Below are 21,824 nucleotides of genomic sequence, written 5' to 3' on the forward strand. Positions count from 1 at the left end.
TTTCCCCAATGAAAAGGCCGCGTTTCGTCTAATTGGAGCCGTGTTAATGGATTACAACGATAACCTAGATCGAGGCAACCGCAAGTATATCTATCGAGCGAACACGTAGTCATTTGACACCGCCCTTAGGGACCATGCATCTCGAGGTCAACAGGCAGCTTTTCAAAAATTCTGCCTCTCTGCCTAAAAGGCTCGCATGGTCCCTCCTCGGCGTCAAATGCGCAGCGTTATCTAGACGAAGTCGTCCCCTAGATGACCCGCTCTACCCACAGGTGAAAATGAAGTAGCACTTTTACACATAATTATGGACTTGACACCGCACAATTTCCTTCACTGCTTGAATAAGGGCTCTCATCTCTTCATCGGTTCCTACGGTTACTCTTATATAGCCATTTATGACAGGCTTATTAAAGAAGCGCACGTAAATTCCCCTAATTTTCAATTGCTCGTATAAGTATGCTGCGTCGACATGTAACGGTTTTAAAAATAAGAAGTTCGCTTTGGAGTCGACTACCTCAAAAGATAACGCTTCAAACACGTCTTTACACCATTCGCGTGTTGCAATGATCTGATTTAAAATTTCTCGATAGTACTCTTCATCCTGTACAGCCGCTTCTGCTCCAGCCAACGTCACACGGTTAATCGTATACGAATTAAAGGAATTTTTTATCCTAATTAATCCTTGAATTAAATGCTTTTGACCGACTGCATAACCTAACCGCATGCCGGCTAATGCGTGCGATTTCGAAAGCGTCTTCGTCACAAGTAAATTAGGGTAAGTGTGCGTGAGTTGCACCGCCGACTCTGCTCCAAAGTCGACATAAGCTTCATCAATAATAACCACTTTATTCGCATTGGCTTTCACTATCTCTTCAACTTGCTCTATGTTTAAGGCGATGCCAGTCGGTGCATTGGGATTTGGGAAAATGACTCCCCCAATTGCACTTTTCATCCCTTCTACATCAATCGATAAATCTTCCTTTAAAGGAACTTCTTGAAAAGGAATATCGAAAAGTTTGCAATAAACAGGGTAAAAGCTATACGTAATTTCCGGAAACTTAATCGCTTCATTCGGTTCAAAAAAAGCTTGAAAGGCAAAAGCTAACACTTCATCTGAACCATTTCCAACGAAGACATTTTGATCAGAAACCCCTTCTTTTTCTCCAATTTTTATTTTTAATTGATCCAAAGTTGGCGAAGGATATCTTCTCAAATGATCATTCACTGCGAGTTTCATTGATTCGATACTTTTAGGAGATGGTGGGTACGGGTTTTCATTTGTGTTTAGTTTTATAACACCCGCTTCATACGGTTGTTCCCCTGGCTGGTAAGGTTCTGTATTTTTCACCGTACTGCTCCAGAATTTACTCACCTAAGCTCACCCTTTCATTCGTTCTGTAAGTACTTGTTTCACTTGTTCAATAGAAACCTCTTTTTCACCCATCAATACAAGGACATGATAGATTAAATCTGCAATTTCCATTGATAAATTTTCATTGTCATCGTTTTTAGCACCGATTAAAATCTCCCCAGCTTCTTCACTGATTTTCTTCAATATTTTATCGACGCCTTCTGTTTGAAGATATGTTGTATACGATCCTTCTTGCGGGTTCTTTTTTCGATCTTGAATCGAGGCAAATACATCGTGAATCACTTCGCGTTTATATTCCATCGTTTCATTCTGTAGTTCGACCGAGCGATAAAAACAGGAATGTTCCCCCGTGTGGCAAGCTGGTCCTTCTGGTTCTACTTTTAATAAAATGGTGTCCTCATCACAATCATAGTCAAAACTTTTAACATGTTGGATATTTCCAGAAGTTGCGCCTTTATTCCACAACTCGTCTCTACTTCTACTGAAGAACCAAGCTGTTTTTGACTCGATCGTACGTTTTACTGCTTCATCATTCATGTAAGCAAGCATCAGGACTTCTCCTGTCCGCACATGTTGGACAACAGCGGGAATCAATCCTCGATCATCGTAATTAAAATCTGTACTGTTCAATCTCATCACCCTTGTCTAATTGGAATCTGATGTTCCACTAAATATTGTTTTAATGAAGCGATCTCTATTTCATTGAAGTGGAACACTGAAGCAGCTAATGCCGCATCCGCTTTTCCTTCAACAAATACATCACGAAAATGTTCCATACTTCCTGCTCCACCAGAAGCTACAATTGGAATAGACACTTGCTCTCCAAGTAATCGCAGGGTTTGGTTATCATACCCTTCTTTCACTCCATCCGTATTAATAGCGTTCAAAACAATTTCCCCTGCGCCACGATCTTCTCCTTCTTTCGCCCAGTCAATTAAATTCATGCCTGTATCTTCTCGACCACCTTTAACAAAAACGCGGAATTCTCCGTCGATTTCTTTGGCATCAATCGATAACACGACACACTGGCTACCGAATTTTTGAGCTGCTTGATTAATTAAATCAGGATTTGCAACGGCAGCACTATTTATTGAAATTTTATCCGCACCAGCGTTTAAAACAGAACGAAAGTCTTCCACGGTACGAATACCTCCGCCAACCGTGAAAGGGATATGCACTTGTTCTCCGACTTGTTCTACGATCTCTAAGAAAATATTCCGCTCCTCATAGGAAGCAGTAATGTCATAAAGGACCACTTCGTCTGCTCCGAGTTCACTATAGCGTTTAGCTAATTCAACTGGGTCCCCAACATCTTTAATATTCTCAAACTTAGTTCCTTTTACAACGCGTCCGTCCTGCACATCTAAACACGGTATAATTCGTTTTGCTAACATGTTTAAAGCTCCTTTACAATCGACTCGAAATCGATTTTTCCTTCGTATAAGGCTTTTCCAATTATCGCGCCAGAGAGATGGTTAGCTTGCAATGTTCGTAAGTCCTCAAGAGTTGTCACGCCACCAGAAGCAATCACATCGATTTCACTTAATGTATTAATATCTTGAAGTTCCGTTAAGTTTGGTCCAGCTAACATACCATCTTTGGATATGTCAGTATAAACAATTGTTTGCACACCAATTGCTTCTAACTCTTTCACAAATGTACTTGCTTGTTTCGAACTCGTTTCTTTCCATCCATCCGTTGCGACATACCCATCTCTGGCATCTACAGAGATCACCACTTGCTCCGCATATCGCTCCACTGCTACTTTTAAAAATTCCGGATCTTTAATTGCTGCTGTACCGAGAATGACACGTGTGACACCTAAACTAAGGAGCGCTTCAATCCGCTGAATACTTCGCACGCCACCACCGACTTGAACGGGCACATCCACAGCTTCAATAATATCAGCGATCACTGCCATATTATTGTTCGTATCCCCTTTAGCCGCGTTCAAGTCCACTAGGTGAAGGTATGTCGCTCCCTTATCCACCCATTTTTGAGCCATTTTCACCGGATCCCCATACGAGGATTGGCGGTCATAATCCCCTTGAATTAATCGGACACTTTGTTGATCAAACAAATCAATCGCTGGATAAATTATCATTTTGTCATCTCCCCGAAGTTAAGTAATAACTGCTTCCCGACACGTCCACTCTTTTCCGGGTGAAATTGCATGCCGATTACGTGATCACGCTTCACTGCAGAAGGAAACGTCTGTCCATACTCTGTTTGGAACAATATATCTTGCTGGTCATGTGGGTTTGCAAAATAGGAATGAACGAAATAAACATAGTCTAAAGGCATAATATTTTCATTAATTAGATCGTCTATATACGTTTCTGTTACTTCTAGTTGATTCCACCCGATATGTGGAACTTTTACAGAACTTTCAAACCGAACAATATCGCCTGGAATCAAACCTAATCCTTTGTGCTTTCCGTATTCGAAGCTTTTATCGAATAATAACTGCATACCTAAACAGATACCTAATAGTGGTTTGCCTCGGTCCACTTGGTCTTTAATTACCTCTATAAATCCCATGTGCTCGAGCTGTTCGATCGCTTCTCCAAACGCGCCAACACCAGGCAAAATAATACCAGATGCATCCTCTAATTCTTCTGGATTGGTTGTAATGAATGCTTCAATTTCCAATTCCTTCAAGGCATGTCGCACGCTTTTTAAATTTCCAGCTCCATAATCAATAATCGCAATCATTCCTATACCTCCAATATTACAAGCTGCCTTTTGTCGAAGGAATGGACTGATTTCCTTCTTCCACTGTTATAGCCGTTCGTATAGCCCTACCTAGCCCTTTGAAAATCGACTCCACTATATGGTGGCTATTCTTTCCGTGAATAAGTTTCACATGTAAGGTGATCCCGGCATGTGTAGAAAATGCTCTTAAAAATTCTTCCACTAATTCGCTATCAAAATCCCCTATTTTCTCTGGTAAATCAGCTACATCATAGACAAGAAATGGTCGGTTGGATAAGTCTAGTGCAACTAATGATAAGGACTCATCCATCGGTGTATAGGCATGCCCATATCGAGTGATGCCCCGCTTATCCCCTACTGCTTCTTTTACAGCCTGTCCTAAAACAATACCGACATCTTCAACCGTATGATGGTCATCTACGAAAGTGTCACCATCAGCATTTAGAGATAAGTCGAGTTTCCCGTGAGCTGCGAACAACGTCAGCATATGATCGAAAAATCCAACACCTGTATGAATCGTTAGGTTAGGATCTGATTCATCTAAAGCTAAGGAAAGATTAATTTTGGTTTCATGTGTTTCTCGTTTAATATTAGACTCTCGCATGTTAAAGCCTCCCGTTATTCAAAGCGTTTTTTTACAGAAGCGGCGTGCCCATCTAGCCCTTCTTCTAATGCAAAACGATCTATTTGATTCACTACTTTACCTAAAGCCTCTTCGTTGTAATATATGACACTTGATTTCTTCATAAAATCATACACCCCTAAAGGTGAGGAGAATTTCGCAGTACCATTCGTTGGTAACGTGTGATTTGGTCCAGCAAAATAATCACCTAATGCTTCCGGTGCATACTCCCCTAAGAAGATTGCTCCCGCGTGCTTGATTTTTTCTAACTGTTCAAAAGGATTTTCGGTATGCACTTCCAGGTGTTCTGGTGCAAGTTCATTGACCAGTTCGAATCCTATTTTCAAATCATCCACTACATATAAAGCACCTTGCTGTTTAATCGATTGGTTTATAATAGATTGGCGATTTAACTGTTCCGTTTGAGCTTCCACTTCTTGTTTCACCCGTTCAGCAAACGCTTGAGAGGTTGTTACTACAATCGACGAAGCAAGCTCATCATGTTCAGCTTGAGCAAGCATATCAGCCGCTACAAAAGCTGGATTGGCATATTCATCCGCGATCACACAAACTTCACTCGGACCGGCGATCATATCTATTCCTACATCACCAAAGACCATCTTCTTTGCGCGAGCAACATACGCATTTCCAGGTCCTACTATTTTATCAACTGGAGTAACCGTTTCTGTTCCATAAGCTAACGCTGCAATCCCATGAGCCCCACCTACTTTGAGGATCTCATCAGCACCTGCAATAGAAGCGGCGATTAGCGTATTTGGATGAATCGAGCCATCTTCCTGTACAGGGGTCGTAACCGTAATCTTCTCAACTCCTGCAACCTTAGCGGGTATCACATTCATCAAAACCGTCGATGGATAAGCCGCTTTTCCACCTGGAACATACACCCCCACTCGATCAATAGGTCGAACTTGTTGCCCAAGCCATACGCCATCCTCTTGATTCGTATACCAAGATTTCTCTCGCTGTTCCTCATGATATGCGGTAATATTCGTTTTCGCCTCTTTCACAATATCTTGAAACGCTTTTGAGGTAGCTTCAAAAGCAGCATCGATTTCCGCCTGTGTGGCGACCAATTCATTTATATCCGCGTGATCAAGTTCTTTAATATAGCGAAAAACTGCTTCGTCTCCTTCTTGGCGAATCGCATTCACAATAATTTGTACACGTTGATCGATTTGAACATAGTCTTCACTTGTTCGTTGTTTACGCTCTTTGACTATCGTGGGAATTTGTTCTCGCGTTACTGATTCAAGCTTCATGAAGACACACTCCCCTGCTTTGATAATTGTTCTTTTACATGATTGATGAAAGGTGTGATTCGAGACTCTTTTGTTTTATAACTTGCTTTATTTACAACTAATCGAGCACTAATCTCAATCATATCTTCTAGAATTTGTAGGTTATTTTCACGAAGGGTGTTACCTGTTTCCACAATATCTACGATTACATCACTCAAGCCCACAATCGGGGCCAACTCTACTGAGCCATTTAATTTAATCGTTTCTATTTGTTTTCCCTGCTTTTTGAAATAGTCATTCGTGATTTTTGGGTATTTCGTCGCGATGGTTAACGGAGATTGTTGATAAAAGTCATACGATTCCGGCCCGGCGATAGAAAATTTACATTTACCAAAACCTAAGTCAACTAGCTCGTACACGTCAATGCCGTTTTCTAGTAAGGTATCTTTCCCGGCAACGCCAATATCAGCCGCTCCATTTTCCACATACGTCCCAACATCCATCGCTTTTACAAGAATCATCTCAAATGCTCCGTCATCACTAAGGAATGTAAGCTTTCTACTTTTTTCATAATAAGAACTGAAATGAATTCCTGCTTGCTCAATTAATTGAAGGAAATCGTCTGTTAACCTTCCTTTTGCTAAAGCTAATTTAATTGGTTTATTTGCCATGTTGGGTCACCTCGTTTACTACATCGCTTATGGAAGGGATCGGTTTCGATTTTGAGCCTTGGAGTTTAAATGAACCATCATTTAGGTTAATGACATTTCCCGCTTCTGGAATGGAACTTGTGTTTGAACGAATTTCAGCTACTACCCCTGCTTCTCTTAGTTGTTTAGCTAGCTTAATCGCAGCTGCAGCTTGATTGGAATCGGGATATATAGAAACACTTGTCGACTGACCTTCCGTAAGTATATTCCCTTGATTTAAAATCGCAATCAAATCATCTACATAGACTCCAAAACCTATTGCACTCGTTTCCATATCAAAATGCTCTGTTAAGGCATCATAACGGCCACCTTGGATCACTGATTTCCCGTATCCCTCAACAAACCCTTGAAAAATAGTACCCGTATAGTATTGAAAATCATTAATTAATCCTAAATCAACGGAAACATATCGATCATATCCAAGCTCGATTAATTGTTCACTTAAAAAAGTAATATGACTTAACGTTTCACTCATTTCATTATTTAAACATAAAGGCTTTGCTTGCGTGACAACCTGTTCTACTTGCCCAAACAATTGAGGCAAAGCAACGATTACATCAGCCACTTCTTTCTTTATATTCAAAGCTTCTACTTTACGTTTAATTTCAGCTTGATTTTTCTGTTCAATCAACTGTTGTAATTCGAATTGTTCTGCTTCTGTCAGGTCTACTTCTTTCATTAACCCTTTGAAAAATCCAGCCTGTCCTAATTCTAGATAAATGTTTTCCATTCCCGATGTAAGTAAGGAATCGATTGCTAGAACTATCATTTCTAAGTCGTGAATCGCTTCGCCTTGATCAAATTGTTCTACTCCTACTTGAGTAAACGACCTGGAAAACACATCGGACTCTCCATTATTCATGCGGAAAACATTCGTGACATAGGACAATTTATGAAAATCATTAACGTCTAGTTGTGCACTCGCCGCCATACGAGCAATAGGGATCGTTGCGTCTGGTCGTAATACAAGTATTTTCCCATCATGATCAATCATTTTAATCATTCGATCTGGATTGATTTTTCCAGGAATAGATAAAAATAAATCATAATATTCAAAAGTAGGTGTTTGTATTGGTTGAAACCCATTTGTATGCAATAATTGTTTCAGATTATCTATTACTCTTTCTTTTCTTAAGTAATCTTTCGCGTATAGGTCCGTTACACCACGAGGTAACGACTGTCCTTGATCCATCTAATCACCCTTTAACACTCTATTAGTTTATCGCTTTATCAGGATAAAGTTTTATTTTACTATTTTAATCAGTATACATGAAGCTGTCAACCGATTAAAATGATAGCTACAGAAAGGATGAGTTGATGTTTGATAACCACATGCACTCCAATTTTTCAGCCGATTGCGATGCTCCTATGGAAGACATGATCGAAAGCGGAATAAAACAGGGAGTAAAACAACTTACGTTTACAGAGCACATTGATTATGACTATCCAGATCAAACCATTACATTTGACGTGGCACTTGACGCCTACGCTGAAAAAATCGCAGCCATGCAGCAAAAATATAAGCAGCAGATTGAGATTCGAAAAGGTATTGAAATCGGTGTTCAGCCACATATATTAGCTCAGTATGAAACATTATTAAATAAGGAAACGTTCGACTTCATTATTTGTTCCATGCACACAACGAATAAATTAGACTTGCATTCTGGCAACCTATTTAATGGTCGATCCCTAAACGAAGCCTATGAATTGTATTATCAAGAACTATTAGATTGTGTACAGCGATTCGAACAATTTAGCATTCTAGGACATTTAGATTTAGTCACTCGTTATAAATACGAACCAGGAGTTCATCACTTTTTTGAAATCATTGATGAACTATTTCATACCATCATTCCGCGTGGACAAGGGATCGAGATCAACACTTCTGGTTATAAATACGGAATGGAACGGTTGCACCCAACAAAAGATATCTTAGAACGCTATAAGGAACTTGGTGGCGAAATTATTACAGTCGGGTCCGATGCACACAAGCCCGAACGTGTAGGAGATCGATTAGAAGAGGCCTATCACCTATTAGATGAAGTTGGTTTTAAGTATGTCACGACCTTCAAAGATCGGAAGCCGCAGTTTCATAAGTTAAATGATCTGTTGTAAAGATCATTTTGAAGCCATCAGCCACTTGTTGACCAGCTGGTGGCTTAAATATATCCAGAAAACTCCACCGATATCCAGAAAACATATAAAAGCTCCTCCAACCCTATTGATTGAAGGAGCTTCATTCATTTATTGCTTTAACTCTTTATATTCTAGTTTCCCTAATAAATAGGCTGCGAATAACCCCACACCTAGCATTAATACACTCATCAAGTTCATCATCATTTGCGCTTCAAACCCTGGGAAAATAACAAACACAGAGCCGACCACGAGTCCGATAATCAAGGCAAAGGTCTGATAGTAGTAATTATGCAAGAAGTATCGAATGATCTTACTCATAATGATCAACCCGGTCACAATTCCCATTGCAAGTGGGATTAATCCTTCAATCACAACTTCTGAGATTAAATACAAAAACGTTGGATACATTCCTACAATTAACAACAATAATGATCCGCTTATTCCAGGCAAGATCATTGCCGTACTCGCTAACCAACCTGATAAGAAAATGATTAGATAAGTTGAAGCACTAAACGTGGTAATCGTTGGTGGTGCACTCGCTTCTTGGAAAAATGCCATAGAAGCAATTAAGATTGCTGCTAAAGCAAATAATGCATAGTGCTGTGTCCCAAATGATTGTTTATAATTTGATTTTGCGAGTAGCATTGGTAACACACCAATAATTAGACCAATAAACAAGAATAATACCTGATTCTCATAGTTCTCTAATAACCATTTTATAATCGAACTGAAAAAGTATAATGCCGTTCCTACTCCTAATAATAAAGGAAGTAGAAATGCAATTGACCTTAGCCAGGCTTTCGTAAAAACGCCATTAATGGCTTCGATCAATTGTTGATAAATTCCTAACACAAGTGCAATTGTACCGCCGCTCACACCGGGAACGACATCGCTGACGCCCATAATGAACCCACGATACAAGTTACGCCATTCCATCATCTCGTATCCTCTTTTCTGTACAAGTACATGTTCTATTTCTATCCTATTATACTAGACTGATTGAATATTACTATCCATTCAAAAGAATCTTTATAATAAAATTTGTGGGATATTTGATCTTGGATGTCGGATGATTTCTGGCGATGCGTGATAAACATCAAATAGCGTCTCCGCTGATATTACTTCTTCATTCGTACCTTCTTTTACTACTTTACCTTCATCTAATAAAATGAGTCGATCACAAAACTGCGCAGCTAAATTCAAATCATGCAATACCATTACTACTGTTAAATTAGACATCCGTTGCCAATCCTTCACAAGTTGAAGAACATTCAACTGATAGCCAATATCTAAAAAAGTAGTAGGTTCATCAAGTAGAAGAAGTTCAGGTTCCTGTACCATTGCTTTAGCGATGGCTACACGTTGCCGCTCTCCTCCACTTAACGTATCAAGGAGTTGGTCTTTGAACTCGGCTAAACCTGTCAATTCAAGCACACGGTTCACATGGTCATGATCGGACTTATTTTCTCTTTGAAAAAAACCTAAATGCGGATAGCGTCCCATTAAAACAGCATCATACACACTGATTGGGTAAGCAGCTAACCCCTCTTGCGTTAAAACTGCTACCTTTTTGGCTATTTGCTTCGTTGACCACTGCGTAAGCGACTTTCCAGAGAGCTCAATAGAACCAGAGGAAGGTTGATTGATACCCGATATCATTTTCATCAATGTAGATTTGCCTGCGCCGTTCGGTCCAATTAAACCGACACAACTTCCACGATCTACGCCAATGCTCACATCATCTACAATTTTTCTATCATCTATGATTTTACTTATATTAGATACCGTCAACATAAACGTAACCTCCCTTTAGTTATCTACTTAGAAGTAAGCTCGCTTCGCTTTTCTTAATAAATACGCGAAAAACGGTGCACCTAAAAATGCCGTGATCACACCTAATGGCAGTTCCCTCGGTGCTAGTATAGTTCTAGCAACAGCATCTGCACCGACTAAAAAGATTGCTCCACCTATTAAAGATAAAGGTAATATTAATCTATAATCTGCCCCGACAATTAAGCGGACAATATGCGGAACAACTAAACCAACAAACCCTATCGCACCAGAAACAGAAACGGCTGCTCCTGTAATTAGTGAAGCTAATACCAATAAGTAAAAGCGGGTCTTTTGAACAGAGACACCTGAATGATGTGCCACCTCTTCCCCTAATCCAAGCATATTTAATTCACGTGTGAAGAATAACGCAATGATGGTTCCTAGAAGAATTACAGGAAACACAAATTGATTGTAACTCCAATCTGTTAACGTTAAGCTCCCCATCATCCAAAATACGATCGTCTGAAGCTGTTCATTAGAAAGCGCCATGACTAAGGACAAGCATGCGCCAATAAAGGATTGGACAACAACACCTGCTAAAATAATCGTTTCCATTCGTACTTTGTTTCCTACTCGTGCTAGGAAATAAACCACCATCAAAGCAGAGAATCCAAATAAAAAGGCAACTACTGGTAAAGTAAATCTACCTAACCAAACGACTTGAAAACCAAAAGCAAAAACTAGTGCCGCTCCAAATGAGGCACCTGATGACACCCCTAAGATAAATGGATCTGCTAAAGGATTTCTTAGTACACCTTGATAGATTGCTCCAGCTAATGCTAAAGCAGCTCCGACTATTGCAGCTAAGATAATCCTTGGCATCCGTAAATCCCATACAATTGTTTCCGTTGAGTCTGCCCAAGTCTGCTCGATCACACCATTCATAAATGGAAGTTTAGATAAGACAACTTGCCACACAGAAAGGAAGTCCACTTGTGCCGCTCCTAATGAAATAGACACACCGACAGAAACAAATAATAAAACAAGTAATATGGATAGAAACAACACTAATTTATGCTTTACTTGCATTTAAAAATCCCCTAGATAAACTTATTCTGAAACGTAGTCTGGATATAGAATTTCTGCGATTGCTCTAAGACCCTCTGCTAAACGTGGACCTGAACGAGAAACGATATCCGTATGAACGTCATATACTTCTTCATTTTCTATAGCAGTGATTCCTTGCCATTGCTCTCTACTCAATACTTGCTCTTCAGCATCTTCTGTAGTAGCACCATACGTTGTAATGATGACATCTGGATCTCTTTCTATAATTACCTCTTCGCTCACTTGAGGCCAACCTTGCTCGTCCCCAATAATATTCTCTCCACCAGCAAGTGTAATCAGCTGATCAAGAAATGATCCTTCTCCACCTGAATAAAGTTCTGGACCGACTTCCATCCAAACAGATTTCCGTTCATCTTCAGGAACCTCAGCTACAGCCTCTTCCACTGCTTCTACTTCTGCTTGCATATTTTCGATTACGTCATTTGCTTCTTCTACATTACCTGTTGCTTGTCCTAAGAGTTCAAGGTCTTCATATACCTCTTCTAGACTTTGTGCACCTAAAACTACCACATTAAGTCCAGCTTCTCTTAGAGCTTCTACACTTTCTCCGTTATCTAAATCAGCAATGACCACATCTGGTTCTAGTGATACAATTTGCTCTATGTTTAAATTCATATCTCCGACTTTTTCAATATCATGTACTTCTTCTGGGTAGTTTGCCCACTCGGAAACACCTACTACTTGATCGCCTGCTCCTACTGCAAATACACCTTCTGTTGCACTCGGAATAACAGATACGATACTTTCTGGCGCTTCTTCGATTGTAACCTCTTCACCAGATTTATCTGTGAAAGTTACTGGATAAGAATCGGCTTCTGCAGATTCACTCTCTTCGCTTTCTTCATTTTCATCCGACTCCGTATCTTCTGTATCTTCTGTTTCCTCTGTTTCTTCTACATCTTCTTGATTATCTGAGTCTTCTTGATCCCCATCTTCTTGGCAAGCTGCTAACCCGACAGCAAGCGTAAGCATCAATACTAGGAAAAATCTTTGTAACCATTGTAAATTTTTCATTCTGTTCTCCCTCTCTTGTGTAAATAGAAATTAACATCAAAAATGCCTGCATTTCCTTCAGTAAAAAGAAGGAAAGCAGGCATTAAACCGCTACTATATAGCATCACGTGTGAATTTATACAGCCATTCCTTTAAACCCGAAGGAAACGAACTAAATTAATGAGGCAGGTCTCCTGACTTGAGTTCTTCACTACTAATCCCTTCCCATCCTCATCAGACAGTGGTTTGATTACTAGCTCCCTCTTACAGTGGCGGGACCGCGTCGGACTTTCACCGATCTTCCCTATTAAAAAAGCAACTGATTGCTTTTACCTCATTACTCTACATTTAAGTTGTTACTTTAATGATAGTCTGAAAGTATCCTGTCGTCAACTTTTACTTTTATTTCAATTAATGAAGAAGTACATGTTAAAATGAGTAATAATCTAGGTGAAAGTGGGTGCTCCTTATGGTCGATATTGGAACCCTTATTCAGTACCATAGGATCAAAAACCAAATGACACAAAAAGATCTCGCCGCAGGAGTATGTTCCATTTCCTATCTTAGTAAAGTTGAAAATGGAACAGTAGATCCTGGGCAAGAACTATTAGAAGATTTAAGTGAACGATTACAAGTCTCTATTGATCAATTTTTAACATTTGATACAAATCAATTAATTCAAAAAATCATGCAGCTATATAAAGAAATCAATAAAAGTAACAAAAGTGATGCAGATTTACTACTAGAGGAAATTAATGAGACACGATCTCCGCTTCACAACCCAAAAGCTCACCATTTATTTAACCTTATTTATTTATTCTACTTGTTGGAATCTAATCAACGGGAAGAAGTATATGTACTCGCAGCGAAAGTTCTTGATGCGAAGGAGTCCCTATTAGAAACCCATTCACACTTGTATCACAAAGTAATTGGTCTATATTATATTTACTCGGAACAACCTAGGCAGGCCTATCAATGTTTACTAGAAGCATATAGTCAGATGGAAAAAGATAACCAACCTGATGCGGACATTTATTATTTGTTAGCCAAGTCACTCTCTAATATGGACCAACCTGCGTACTCTAATCACTACTTACAAATTGCAATTGAGCAATATATTCAAGAATTTTTCTACCAAAAGGTTACTGATTGTTATATTTTATTTGGAATAAACTACACCAAACTCAAAGTATATAACCTTGCAGAAGATTATTTTTTACAAGTGCTCCACGCAAAGCCTATGATGGATATGAAAGATCATAGCGCCCAAATTCAATATTTAATTGGAGTACTATACACCCAAATGGAAAAAAGAAATTATGCTGTAAAGTTTTTAAAGAACAGCTTAAAAAATGAACAAGATTCTCATCACCACTTGAAAGTTTATCGAGCACTTACAAAAATCCACTTTCAAAAGCAGGAATTCGACATGGCTGTATGGTATTTAGACAAGGGGGAGCAAATAGCTAAACAATTAAACCACCAAACGTCGATTTATTTATTTGAGCTTTTGCGTGTACAATTGGAGGGCAAGGCACGTTCAGAAGAGTTTATAAATAGGTTAAGCGAAACGATTCTCCCTTATTTTGAAGAAGAGAAAAATAAAGAATGTTTGCAAGAAGTATACCAATTATTAGTTTACTTATGTAAAGAAAATGGCCAAACAAATGAAGCTCTATTTTACCAAGAAAAATTGTTAAACTTACATTAAAAGAGGTGCTCAACATGGAAACTGTACAATTAAAACTCGAAGAAAGAGTTGCTACTATTACACTAAACAGACCTGGACAATTGAATGCGATGAATATTGAATTACTTACTTCATTAAATAACGCTTTAGAAGAAGTAGAAAAAAGTTCTGCAGACATTGTGGTAATCACTGGAGCTGGAAAAGCCTTCTCAGCAGGTGGCGATATGAAAATGATGCTGCAAGAAGCGGACGCACAGCAATTTTCTCAAGTAATGGATATGATCGAAAGTATCAGTCTTAAATTTTATTCTTTACCTAAAATAACGATTGCCGCATTAAATGGTGCCGCGGCTGGTCTCGGGTTAAGCTTAGCCTTAGGTGCTGACTATGTTATTGCTGACCAAAACGCTAGAGCAGCAATGAATTTCATTGGAATTGGACTTGTACCTGACGGCGGTGGTCATTTTCATATGGAACAAAGACTTGGAGCTGTAAAAGCCAAACAATTGATTTGGCAGGGAGAAATGTTGAATGCAGAACAGGCATATGAGGTAGGTTTAATAGATCAATATACTACTAACGAATTCAGTCAACTTGTGGAAGAAACAGTTGGACACATCCTAAAGGCGCCAACTAAATCAATGATCGAAACGAAGGAAATCATTCAAAAGAAACATTACAACACTTTAGCGGAAACTCTTAAATCAGAAAAGATCAGCCAACAGAAAATGCGAGAAACAAAAGATCACCAAGAAGGTGTGGATGCGTTTTTAAATAAGCGACACCCTGAGTTTAAAGGCGAATAAGGATTTGAAAAACCCTTAACAGTTTGAAAGCTGCTAAGGGTTTTTACGTTCTTGAGCCAATGACCTATCATGCTTACAGTCATGTAACACATTTTTATTTATTCAACCAATCACCTTCACGAACTGCACGGCTCATATCTAAGTATTCAAGAAAAACTCGAGACAATTCATGGATCCGTTGTTTCACGTCGTCATCAATCAATTCTTTTGTATAAGAAAAATGAGCAGTATGCGTGTATACGTAATTTGGAGTTACTAGGCAGCGCAAGTAATCTAATATTGGTTTTAATTGATATTCCATTACCATATGGTGGTGCATACTTCCGCCGTTTGCAATAATCGCTACTGGCTTATACCGCATCGACTTCGGTTGAATTAAATCAAACATATTTTTAAGGACACCTGGAATGGAACCCTGGAATACAGGGGAAATTATGATGTACCCATCAGCTTCTTCGATTTTTTTAATTAAAGCGGTGGTGTCTTCCGTATATTCCTCTTTTGGACGTCCATCTGCGAAATTTAAATCGTAGTCCTCTAAATGAACTTGTTCAGTCGTATGATTATGGTCAAACTGACTTATATAGGTTTCTGTTACACTAACCAACGAACGGGTTTTTGTACCAGTTACTGTGCCATTTATTATTAGTATATGCATGCGAATCCTCCTTCAAAGAATATTTTATGATAGGAAGGTTTCATTCAGCCAGTTTCTTGACTCATTTTTTCCTTTACATTTCGGATAAACTGCTCGGTTTCTTTGGGGGATTCAAGCCGGATCACTCTTTGAAGCTCACTTTCTGCTAAAGATTGATTAATTTCACTCATCTTATTTTTAGGAAAATCCCATATATATTTAAGAAATTCCAGATCAATTTTTTCTTTACACCCAGAACCCATATCCGGCCGAATAGTACCGTTGTACTGGATTCTTCTTTTAATAGCGCGGTACATACATAAATAGCGAGAATAATCGAGCAAAATTACTGTGTCTGCTTCTTTCAGTCTGATATCGAAAGTTGAACCGTAAAACCCATCAATAATCCATTCAGAATCTTGAACCAACCTATGATTCACCTCCCTGAACTTTTCCTTCTCCAGCGGTCGCCAGTTTGGTTGCCAATAGTACGCGTCCAGATGGTGTACCTTTTTACCTAATATTTCTCCTAATTTTATTGCAAGTGAAGATTTTCCCGCTGCACTTGATCCAATAATTAATATTCGGTCCAACCCTCACACCTCTTCCTATGTATAGTTTTAAATACCTAACCATTTTAAACATTTACATAAAACAAATCAACTTTTGACCTTTTTTATATGTAATTTTTAGAAATATTACAAGCAATGTTATGTAATTGTCACCTTTTTGTATTAGCGTTGTGATTGACCTGAAACACACACTTGTTATACTAGCACATGGACTTGGGACATGAGTAAAGTCCTAAGAAATTAAACTCGAATACGAGTGATTATGGCGAAAGCCTTAGTTTCATGGAGGTATGTATACGATGAAAAAAGTACTATTTAGTGTTTCAGCAATTATAATTATACTCGCAGTGGTGTTGATGGCATTCGATCAGGATGACACGGAACAAAACACAGAAGCAGATAATAAACAAACAGAAGAAGTAGCAAACGAAGTCCAAACACCAATTGATTTTGAGACGATGGACGTTGAATTAGAAGCTGCAAAAGGTCAAGAAGACTTCATTGCTTCTATTATAGCAGAAGAAGAAGCGCAACTAGCTCAAGAACGTCAAGAACAAGAAGAACGTGAAGCACAACAAGAACGCGAAAGACAAGCCGAGCAAGAAGCTCAAGAAGAACGTGAACGTCAAGCAGCTCAAGAAGAACAAGAGCAACAGGAACAACAAGTAGCTCAGGAAGAACAACAGGAAAGCCAAGAACAAGAAGCTGAAAATGAAAATATTCAACAAGTAAGTAACGAGACAGAAGCTTCCGGTGAAACGATGTATATGACAGCAACAGCATATACTGCACATTGTGACGGTTGCAGCGGCACAACTTACACTGGACAAGACTTAAGAGCAAACCCAAACCAGAAAGTAATCGCAGTTGATCCAAATGTGATTCCTTTAGGCTCAAAAGTTTGGGTAGAAGGATATGGCACAGCAATCGCTGGTGATATCGGTGGTGCCATTAAAGGTAATAAAATCGATTTATTTATGGCAGATGAAGAAGAAGCACTTCGTTATGGAGTAAGACAAGTAAGAGTGGAAGTTATTGAGTAATATTGTTTAAGAGAGAAGGGATAAATTATTTCTTCTCTCTTTTTTTGAATAAAAAATCAGGCAAGGCTATTTAGCCCTGCCTGATCTTTTTATATGATTTTATTTAGCTTTAGCTACTAATGACACTTCAATGTTGTTACGTGTTGCTTTCGAATATGGACAAACTTGATGTGCTTCATCCATTAAATCATTCGCTTCATCTTGAGAGACACCATCAATTTCAGAAGTTAATTTCACAGCGATTTTAAATCCGCCATCAGATTCATCTTTTAAAAACGAAACTTCACCATGAGTAGTGGAGTCAATATCTTTTCCTTTGTTCTTAGCAACTAAATTCAATGCACCATCATAACAAGCTGCATATCCTGCAGCGAATAGTTGTTCAGGGTTTGTACCTGTTTCATCCGTATCATCTGTTGGCATTACAACGTTTAAGTCAATAACACCATCATCTGACTTCACATGACCACCACGGCCACCTTTAGCAGTTGCTTTTGTTTTGAAAAGTTCACTCATATTATACACTCCTTTTTTATCGGTCTCTCTATTCCATACCCGTTACATAAAATTTTATGCATCGTTAATCAGAAGCAGCAACTTGTTGGTCATGTTCATAAGCATCTAACCATGGCACTAATTCTCCTGAAGACATTGGTTTTGCATAGTAGAAACCTTGAATTTCATCGACTTTGGTACCTCGAATAATATCAAGTTCTTCTTGAATTTCGACACCTTCCACTACTACTTGTAATCCGATTGATTTACCTAAGTTTACTACGTTGCTTAAAAACTGTTGGCCCTCTTTATTATGTGTTATATCTTCTAAAAATGATTTATCAATTTTCATTTTATCGAGAGGTAATTTTCGCAAATAAGTGAGTGAAGAAAATCCTGTTCCAAAATCATCTAAAGCAATGGTTGCTCCTAATTTTTTCAGATGATTAATTGTTTCGACTGCCATTTGCTCCTGCCGAACGACACTCGTTTCTGTCACTTCGAACTCTAATTTGCTAGCAGGTACTTTATGTTCTAATAACAATTTATCAAGATCTTTTGTGAAGTTAGGTTCTGATAGTACTTTACCAGACAAATTAATTGCAACTGTATCCACATGAATATCAAGTTCTTTCCACTGCTTTACTTGTTTCAGGCACTGTTCGATTACCCACAAAGTTATTGGATAAATATCTCCTGTTTCTTCAGCTACTGGGATAAATTTTGCAGGGGATATTTTCCCCATTTGTCTATCTTCCCAACGTAAAAGCGCCTCCACACCGACCATTTCTTGAGTGGTATTTGAGATTTTAGGTTGGTAAACCACATTTAGTTCACGGTCAAATTCCATCAATCGTAGCCTTTCAATCAATTTATCTTTCAAACCTTTTTGATGAAGTGTATGGCGATAAATCGCGTACTGTCCAATCAATTCATCTCCTTTTACATTGATTACAGCATATGCCTGTTCAATCAATTCATCCGGATTCACTGCTGTTTCTGGTTTAAGTGAAATACCAATGGATAAGGAAGGATAAAATTGCTCTTCACCTATGACTATTGGGTTTTTAACAACTTGTAATAATTCTCTTGAAAAATCTACACTTCTTTGTTGCACGTTTCGATCATTATAAATGACAGCCAATTTTTGATTACTTAACCTATATATTCTTAATTCATTTCTAAAGGCATATTTTTTATAAACATCTCGTAGCTGCCTTACTAATTTAATAATTGCGTCATCACCAAATTGATAACTATATTTTGTGTTGATTGTCTCTAAATCATGTAAATGAATAATGGCTACCCCTGTTTGTGGAGAGCGATCACTACACTGTTTTAATTCATTAATGAACATTTTTCGATTAGGCAACTTAGTAAGTAAATCATAGTGCTTCAGACGTTTAGACAACTGCTGATCAAATAAACTACTATATAATGAAAAGCTAATCATAATACCGATAATTGCTGTTACAGCCATGACTACAATTTCCATCGAGTGAGCACTTCCAGAAGCCATCTCCATTTGGGATTCATTCACCACTAGAGTGGTCGCTCGCATGCCAGTGTAGTGCATCGAAGAAATTCCAAATCCTAATAGAAGAGAGACGATCGCTTTATGATGCCACTTCAAAGCACCACCTTGGTTCATTAATATATAAAGGGCCAGTAAGGAAATCAAAATGGCAACAACCACTGATAAAATTAGCCACATCATATCATAGCTCAAGTAGCCATTCGGGATTTGCATTGCTTCCATCCCCATATAATGCATACCGGCGATTCCAATACCCATGACAATTCCGGCGATAATAAATACCAGCTTATGAATCTTCCTTATATATACTAACCAAAAGGCAATTAATGATGCACCAATTGCTGGTAAAACAGATAAACCTGTGAGGAACCAATTATAACTAAAGGAAGCACTGCTCTCATAAGCACTCATTCCAATAAAATGCATCGCCCAAATTCCAAGCCCCATTGTTAAAGATGCTAAAATGATCCAATATGTATAATGCATGATTCCAACGCGCATTAAACGTTCATTTAAAGTAATCGCAGCGTAGGAAGCAACAATTGCAATGATGATGGACAGACTAACTAAACTAAGGTTGTATTCCCCATCTATGTGAATCATATGTAATAACATAGTCCATTCCTCGCTCATAAACATTCTCCCATTCGACAAATTATTCCTCTATTCTACTACAACCATGAAAAAATGACTAGGTCATTCGTTTTGAAGTTTAAATTTTCTGATTATTCAGAAGGGCTAATTGTGATTTGGAATGATATCCAGAATAATCTTCTTTTATCCAGAAGTAATAGCGCTTATCCACAAATCTCTATTGCATCGATAAAATAAAAAAAAGCATGTATGGAAGATCCATACATGCTTTCTTATTTATTGGTTTACGTTTTAACTACTGAGCAACAACGTTTGCTGCTTGTGGTCCACGGTCGCCTTCAACGATTTCGAACTCTACAGACTGACCTTCTTCTAGAGTTTTGAAACCTTCAGCTTGAATCGCAGAGAAGTGTACGAATACATCGTCACCGTCTGGACGTTCGATGAAACCGAAACCTTTTTCTGAGTTAAACCATTTTACTGTACCTGTCATATTAAATGACCTCCTTAAATTGCATTGAATCAATTGAATCTAGTTACTTATAGCTTCATTTAAGAGAGGCCGTTCAGTAATCATCGATATCAATCATTCTTACAGGTATTACTTTACATGGTTTTTTACGAAAATGCAAGGGGTATGATTAAAAAAGATAAATGTTACAATTATTTTTCATTTTGTCCTATTGGTTGTACTATTAAAAATTACTATGCTACAATGCATACTCGAAAGATAATTTTTTCAAACTACAAAGGATGTGTTCTAACATGAAAAAAATGCTAATGGTTTTATTATTAGCAATATTCTCCATAATGTTGGTTGCTTGTAATGATGATAACGGTGATGGAGAAGCGTCACCTGAAGAAGAAAACAACCAAGAAGAAACAGAGCAAGAAGAAGGTGCTGAAGGCGAAGATGCTGAAGAAGGCGCTAAAGGAACTGAAGGTGAAGAAGGAATGGCACCTGAAAGTGAAGAGGAAGTTGACATTGACACTTCAGAATTAGATGAAGGCGAAGTAGTTGCAACAGTAAATGGTGAAGAAATCCAAGCTAGTGATCTAATGCAAAATGAAGAAATGGTAGCACAACAATATCAAATGTATGGTATTGATGCAGAAGAAAACCCTGGCTTAATTCGTCAAGCTGCATTAGACCAATTAGTAAATACTACAATCATTCAACAAAACGCAACAGAATCTGGTTTAGAACCTTCTGATGATGAATTAGAAGAAGAATATAACTCATTTGTAGAAGAATTGAAGCAACAGCATGAAGCTGATGATATCGAAGAAGTTTATGAAGAATTTGAAGTAACAGAAGAAGAAGTTCGTGAAGATATCCGTTTAGACTTAATGCTAACTCGTTTCATTGAAGAAAACACTGAAGAAACAGAAGTAACAGATGAAGAAATTGAGCAAGCATATGAAGAATATGCTGCACAAGCTGAACAAGCAGACCAAGAAGTAGACGACTTAGAAGATATGCGTCCAACTCTTGAACAACAAGTTCAAGAACAGAACCAAAGCGAACAAACACAAGCGTTAATTGAAGATCTTCGTGAAGAAAGTGATATCGAGATCTTAATTTAATTCTAGAAATAAAAAGAATCGGGAAATTTCCCGATTCTTTTTTTGTTTATGATTAGAACTTTCAACATTATCAGTAGAACATTCTCAATAATGAGTAGAAGTTTCACGATAATCAGTAGAACATTTTGCTAAATCAATAGAACACTTCGCCAAAT

At 38.3% G+C, this 21,824-nt stretch carries 23 protein-coding genes and 1 riboswitch; of the genes, 5 read left to right on the forward strand and 18 right to left on the reverse strand.

The genetic code is table 11. The features are described 5' to 3' along the window. Positions 1 to 292: 292 nt before the first annotated feature. From hisC to hisZ, 9 genes are read right to left on the reverse strand one after another with little or no spacing between them, the layout of a single operon-like run. On the reverse strand, positions 293 to 1,372 hold the full coding sequence (gene hisC, locus G532_RS0110730; RefSeq protein ID WP_027964823.1) for a histidinol-phosphate transaminase: 1,080 nt from the start codon (positions 1,370 to 1,372) through the stop codon (positions 293 to 295). Positions 1,373 to 1,378: 6 nt separating this feature from the next. Next, entirely contained in the window at positions 1,379 to 2,008 is a 630-nt protein-coding gene (gene hisIE, locus G532_RS0110735; protein WP_027964824.1) for a bifunctional phosphoribosyl-AMP cyclohydrolase/phosphoribosyl-ATP diphosphatase HisIE, read from the reverse strand. Beyond that, positions 2,008 to 2,766, reverse strand: coding sequence for an imidazole glycerol phosphate synthase subunit HisF (hisF, locus tag G532_RS0110740; RefSeq protein WP_027964825.1), 759 nt, complete (start codon positions 2,764 to 2,766; stop codon positions 2,008 to 2,010). Before hisF ends, hisIE begins: the two co-directional genes overlap by 1 nt. 2 nt (positions 2,767 to 2,768) lie before the next feature. After that, on the reverse strand, positions 2,769 to 3,476 hold the full coding sequence (hisA, locus tag G532_RS0110745) for a 1-(5-phosphoribosyl)-5-[(5-phosphoribosylamino)methylideneamino]imidazole-4-carboxamide isomerase (RefSeq protein WP_027964826.1): 708 nt from the start codon (positions 3,474 to 3,476) through the stop codon (positions 2,769 to 2,771). Beyond that, positions 3,473 to 4,087, reverse strand: a complete 615-nt coding sequence (hisH, locus tag G532_RS0110750) for an imidazole glycerol phosphate synthase subunit HisH (protein WP_027964827.1) — start codon at positions 4,085 to 4,087, stop codon at positions 3,473 to 3,475. Before hisH ends, hisA begins: the two co-directional genes overlap by 4 nt. A gap of 16 nt (positions 4,088 to 4,103) precedes the next feature. After that, positions 4,104 to 4,691: an imidazoleglycerol-phosphate dehydratase HisB gene (gene hisB, locus G532_RS0110755; RefSeq protein WP_027964828.1), complete on the reverse strand. Its 588-nt coding sequence runs from the start codon at positions 4,689 to 4,691 to the stop codon at positions 4,104 to 4,106. Positions 4,692 to 4,705: 14 nt separating this feature from the next. Continuing rightward, a complete protein-coding gene (hisD, locus tag G532_RS0110760) occupies positions 4,706 to 5,989 on the reverse strand; it encodes a histidinol dehydrogenase (RefSeq protein ID WP_027964829.1) in 1,284 nt (427 codons plus the stop codon). Continuing rightward, complete coding sequence (hisG, locus tag G532_RS0110765; protein ID WP_027964830.1) at positions 5,986 to 6,639, reverse strand: ATP phosphoribosyltransferase; 654 nt, start codon at positions 6,637 to 6,639, stop codon at positions 5,986 to 5,988. The genes hisD and hisG overlap by 4 nt, the downstream gene beginning before the upstream one ends. Next, complete coding sequence (gene hisZ / locus G532_RS15170) at positions 6,629 to 7,870, reverse strand: ATP phosphoribosyltransferase regulatory subunit (protein ID WP_051189148.1); 1,242 nt, start codon at positions 7,868 to 7,870, stop codon at positions 6,629 to 6,631. The genes hisG and hisZ overlap by 11 nt, the downstream gene beginning before the upstream one ends. A gap of 125 nt (positions 7,871 to 7,995) precedes the next feature. Here hisZ and G532_RS0110775 point away from each other — a divergent pair, with 125 nt between their 5' ends. Then, on the forward strand, positions 7,996 to 8,793 hold the full coding sequence (locus G532_RS0110775) for a histidinol-phosphatase HisJ family protein (RefSeq protein ID WP_027964831.1): 798 nt from the start codon (positions 7,996 to 7,998) through the stop codon (positions 8,791 to 8,793). A 129-nt stretch (positions 8,794 to 8,922) separates the two neighbouring features. Here G532_RS0110775 and G532_RS0110785 read toward each other — a convergent pair whose 3' ends face one another. The 4 genes from G532_RS0110785 to G532_RS0110800 all read right to left on the reverse strand — a co-directional run bounded on the left by G532_RS0110785 (position 8,923) and on the right by G532_RS0110800 (position 12,729). Further along, the gene (locus tag G532_RS0110785) at positions 8,923 to 9,753 is read right to left on the reverse strand and encodes a DUF368 domain-containing protein (RefSeq protein ID WP_027964832.1); all 831 of its coding nucleotides are present in this window, start codon (positions 9,751 to 9,753) and stop codon (positions 8,923 to 8,925) included. A gap of 90 nt (positions 9,754 to 9,843) precedes the next feature. Further along, positions 9,844 to 10,608 carry a heme ABC transporter ATP-binding protein gene (locus G532_RS0110790; protein WP_027964833.1) on the reverse strand — a complete coding sequence of 255 codons (765 nt, stop codon included), beginning with the start codon at positions 10,606 to 10,608 and terminating at the stop codon, positions 9,844 to 9,846. 27 nt (positions 10,609 to 10,635) lie between these two features. Continuing rightward, positions 10,636 to 11,676 carry a FecCD family ABC transporter permease gene (locus tag G532_RS0110795; protein WP_035512937.1) on the reverse strand — a complete coding sequence of 347 codons (1,041 nt, stop codon included), beginning with the start codon at positions 11,674 to 11,676 and terminating at the stop codon, positions 10,636 to 10,638. Positions 11,677 to 11,697: 21 nt separating this feature from the next. Then, positions 11,698 to 12,729: an ABC transporter substrate-binding protein gene (locus G532_RS0110800; RefSeq protein ID WP_027964835.1), complete on the reverse strand. Its 1,032-nt coding sequence runs from the start codon at positions 12,727 to 12,729 to the stop codon at positions 11,698 to 11,700. A gap of 146 nt (positions 12,730 to 12,875) precedes the next feature. Beyond that, positions 12,876 to 13,060: riboswitch (cobalamin riboswitch) on the reverse strand. 117 nt (positions 13,061 to 13,177) lie between these two features. Between G532_RS0110800 and G532_RS0110805 the strand changes: the two genes are divergently transcribed. Together G532_RS0110805 and G532_RS0110810 are read left to right on the forward strand one after the other, a co-directional pair. Next, positions 13,178 to 14,419 (forward strand): helix-turn-helix domain-containing protein, encoded by a 1,242-nt coding sequence (locus G532_RS0110805; protein ID WP_027964836.1) that lies wholly within the window; start codon positions 13,178 to 13,180, stop codon positions 14,417 to 14,419. Positions 14,420 to 14,433: 14 nt separating this feature from the next. Then, positions 14,434 to 15,204 (forward strand): enoyl-CoA hydratase, encoded by a 771-nt coding sequence (locus tag G532_RS0110810; RefSeq protein WP_027964837.1) that lies wholly within the window; start codon positions 14,434 to 14,436, stop codon positions 15,202 to 15,204. Between the two features lie 94 nt (positions 15,205 to 15,298). Here the strand turns inward: G532_RS0110810 and G532_RS0110815 are convergent, their stop codons facing one another. Both G532_RS0110815 and G532_RS0110820 read right to left on the reverse strand, forming a co-directional pair. After that, positions 15,299 to 15,862: an NADPH-dependent FMN reductase gene (locus G532_RS0110815; protein ID WP_027964838.1), complete on the reverse strand. Its 564-nt coding sequence runs from the start codon at positions 15,860 to 15,862 to the stop codon at positions 15,299 to 15,301. 44 nt (positions 15,863 to 15,906) lie between these two features. Further along, on the reverse strand, positions 15,907 to 16,434 hold the full coding sequence (locus G532_RS0110820; protein ID WP_027964839.1) for a DNA topology modulation protein: 528 nt from the start codon (positions 16,432 to 16,434) through the stop codon (positions 15,907 to 15,909). Positions 16,435 to 16,712: 278 nt separating this feature from the next. Between G532_RS0110820 and G532_RS15905 the strand changes: the two genes are divergently transcribed. Then, on the forward strand, positions 16,713 to 17,456 hold the full coding sequence (locus G532_RS15905; RefSeq protein WP_245570142.1) for a 3D domain-containing protein: 744 nt from the start codon (positions 16,713 to 16,715) through the stop codon (positions 17,454 to 17,456). Between the two features lie 99 nt (positions 17,457 to 17,555). Here G532_RS15905 and G532_RS0110830 read toward each other — a convergent pair whose 3' ends face one another. The 3 genes from G532_RS0110830 to G532_RS0110840 form a co-directional block, all read right to left on the reverse strand. Continuing rightward, positions 17,556 to 17,972, reverse strand: a complete 417-nt coding sequence (locus G532_RS0110830) for an organic hydroperoxide resistance protein (protein ID WP_027964840.1) — start codon at positions 17,970 to 17,972, stop codon at positions 17,556 to 17,558. A gap of 64 nt (positions 17,973 to 18,036) precedes the next feature. Beyond that, positions 18,037 to 20,121: a putative bifunctional diguanylate cyclase/phosphodiesterase gene (locus G532_RS0110835; RefSeq protein ID WP_027964841.1), complete on the reverse strand. Its 2,085-nt coding sequence runs from the start codon at positions 20,119 to 20,121 to the stop codon at positions 18,037 to 18,039. Positions 20,122 to 20,377: 256 nt separating this feature from the next. After that, complete coding sequence (locus G532_RS0110840; RefSeq protein WP_027964842.1) at positions 20,378 to 20,575, reverse strand: cold shock domain-containing protein; 198 nt, start codon at positions 20,573 to 20,575, stop codon at positions 20,378 to 20,380. Positions 20,576 to 20,847: 272 nt separating this feature from the next. Between G532_RS0110840 and G532_RS0110845 the strand changes: the two genes are divergently transcribed. Continuing rightward, the gene (locus G532_RS0110845) at positions 20,848 to 21,669 is read left to right on the forward strand and encodes a SurA N-terminal domain-containing protein (protein ID WP_027964843.1); all 822 of its coding nucleotides are present in this window, start codon (positions 20,848 to 20,850) and stop codon (positions 21,667 to 21,669) included. Positions 21,670 to 21,824 lie beyond the last annotated feature (155 nt).

This window comes from Halalkalibacillus halophilus DSM 18494, from assembly GCF_000423105.1.
Taxonomy (GTDB): Bacteria; Bacillota; Bacilli; order Bacillales; family Alkalibacillaceae; genus Halalkalibacillus; species Halalkalibacillus halophilus.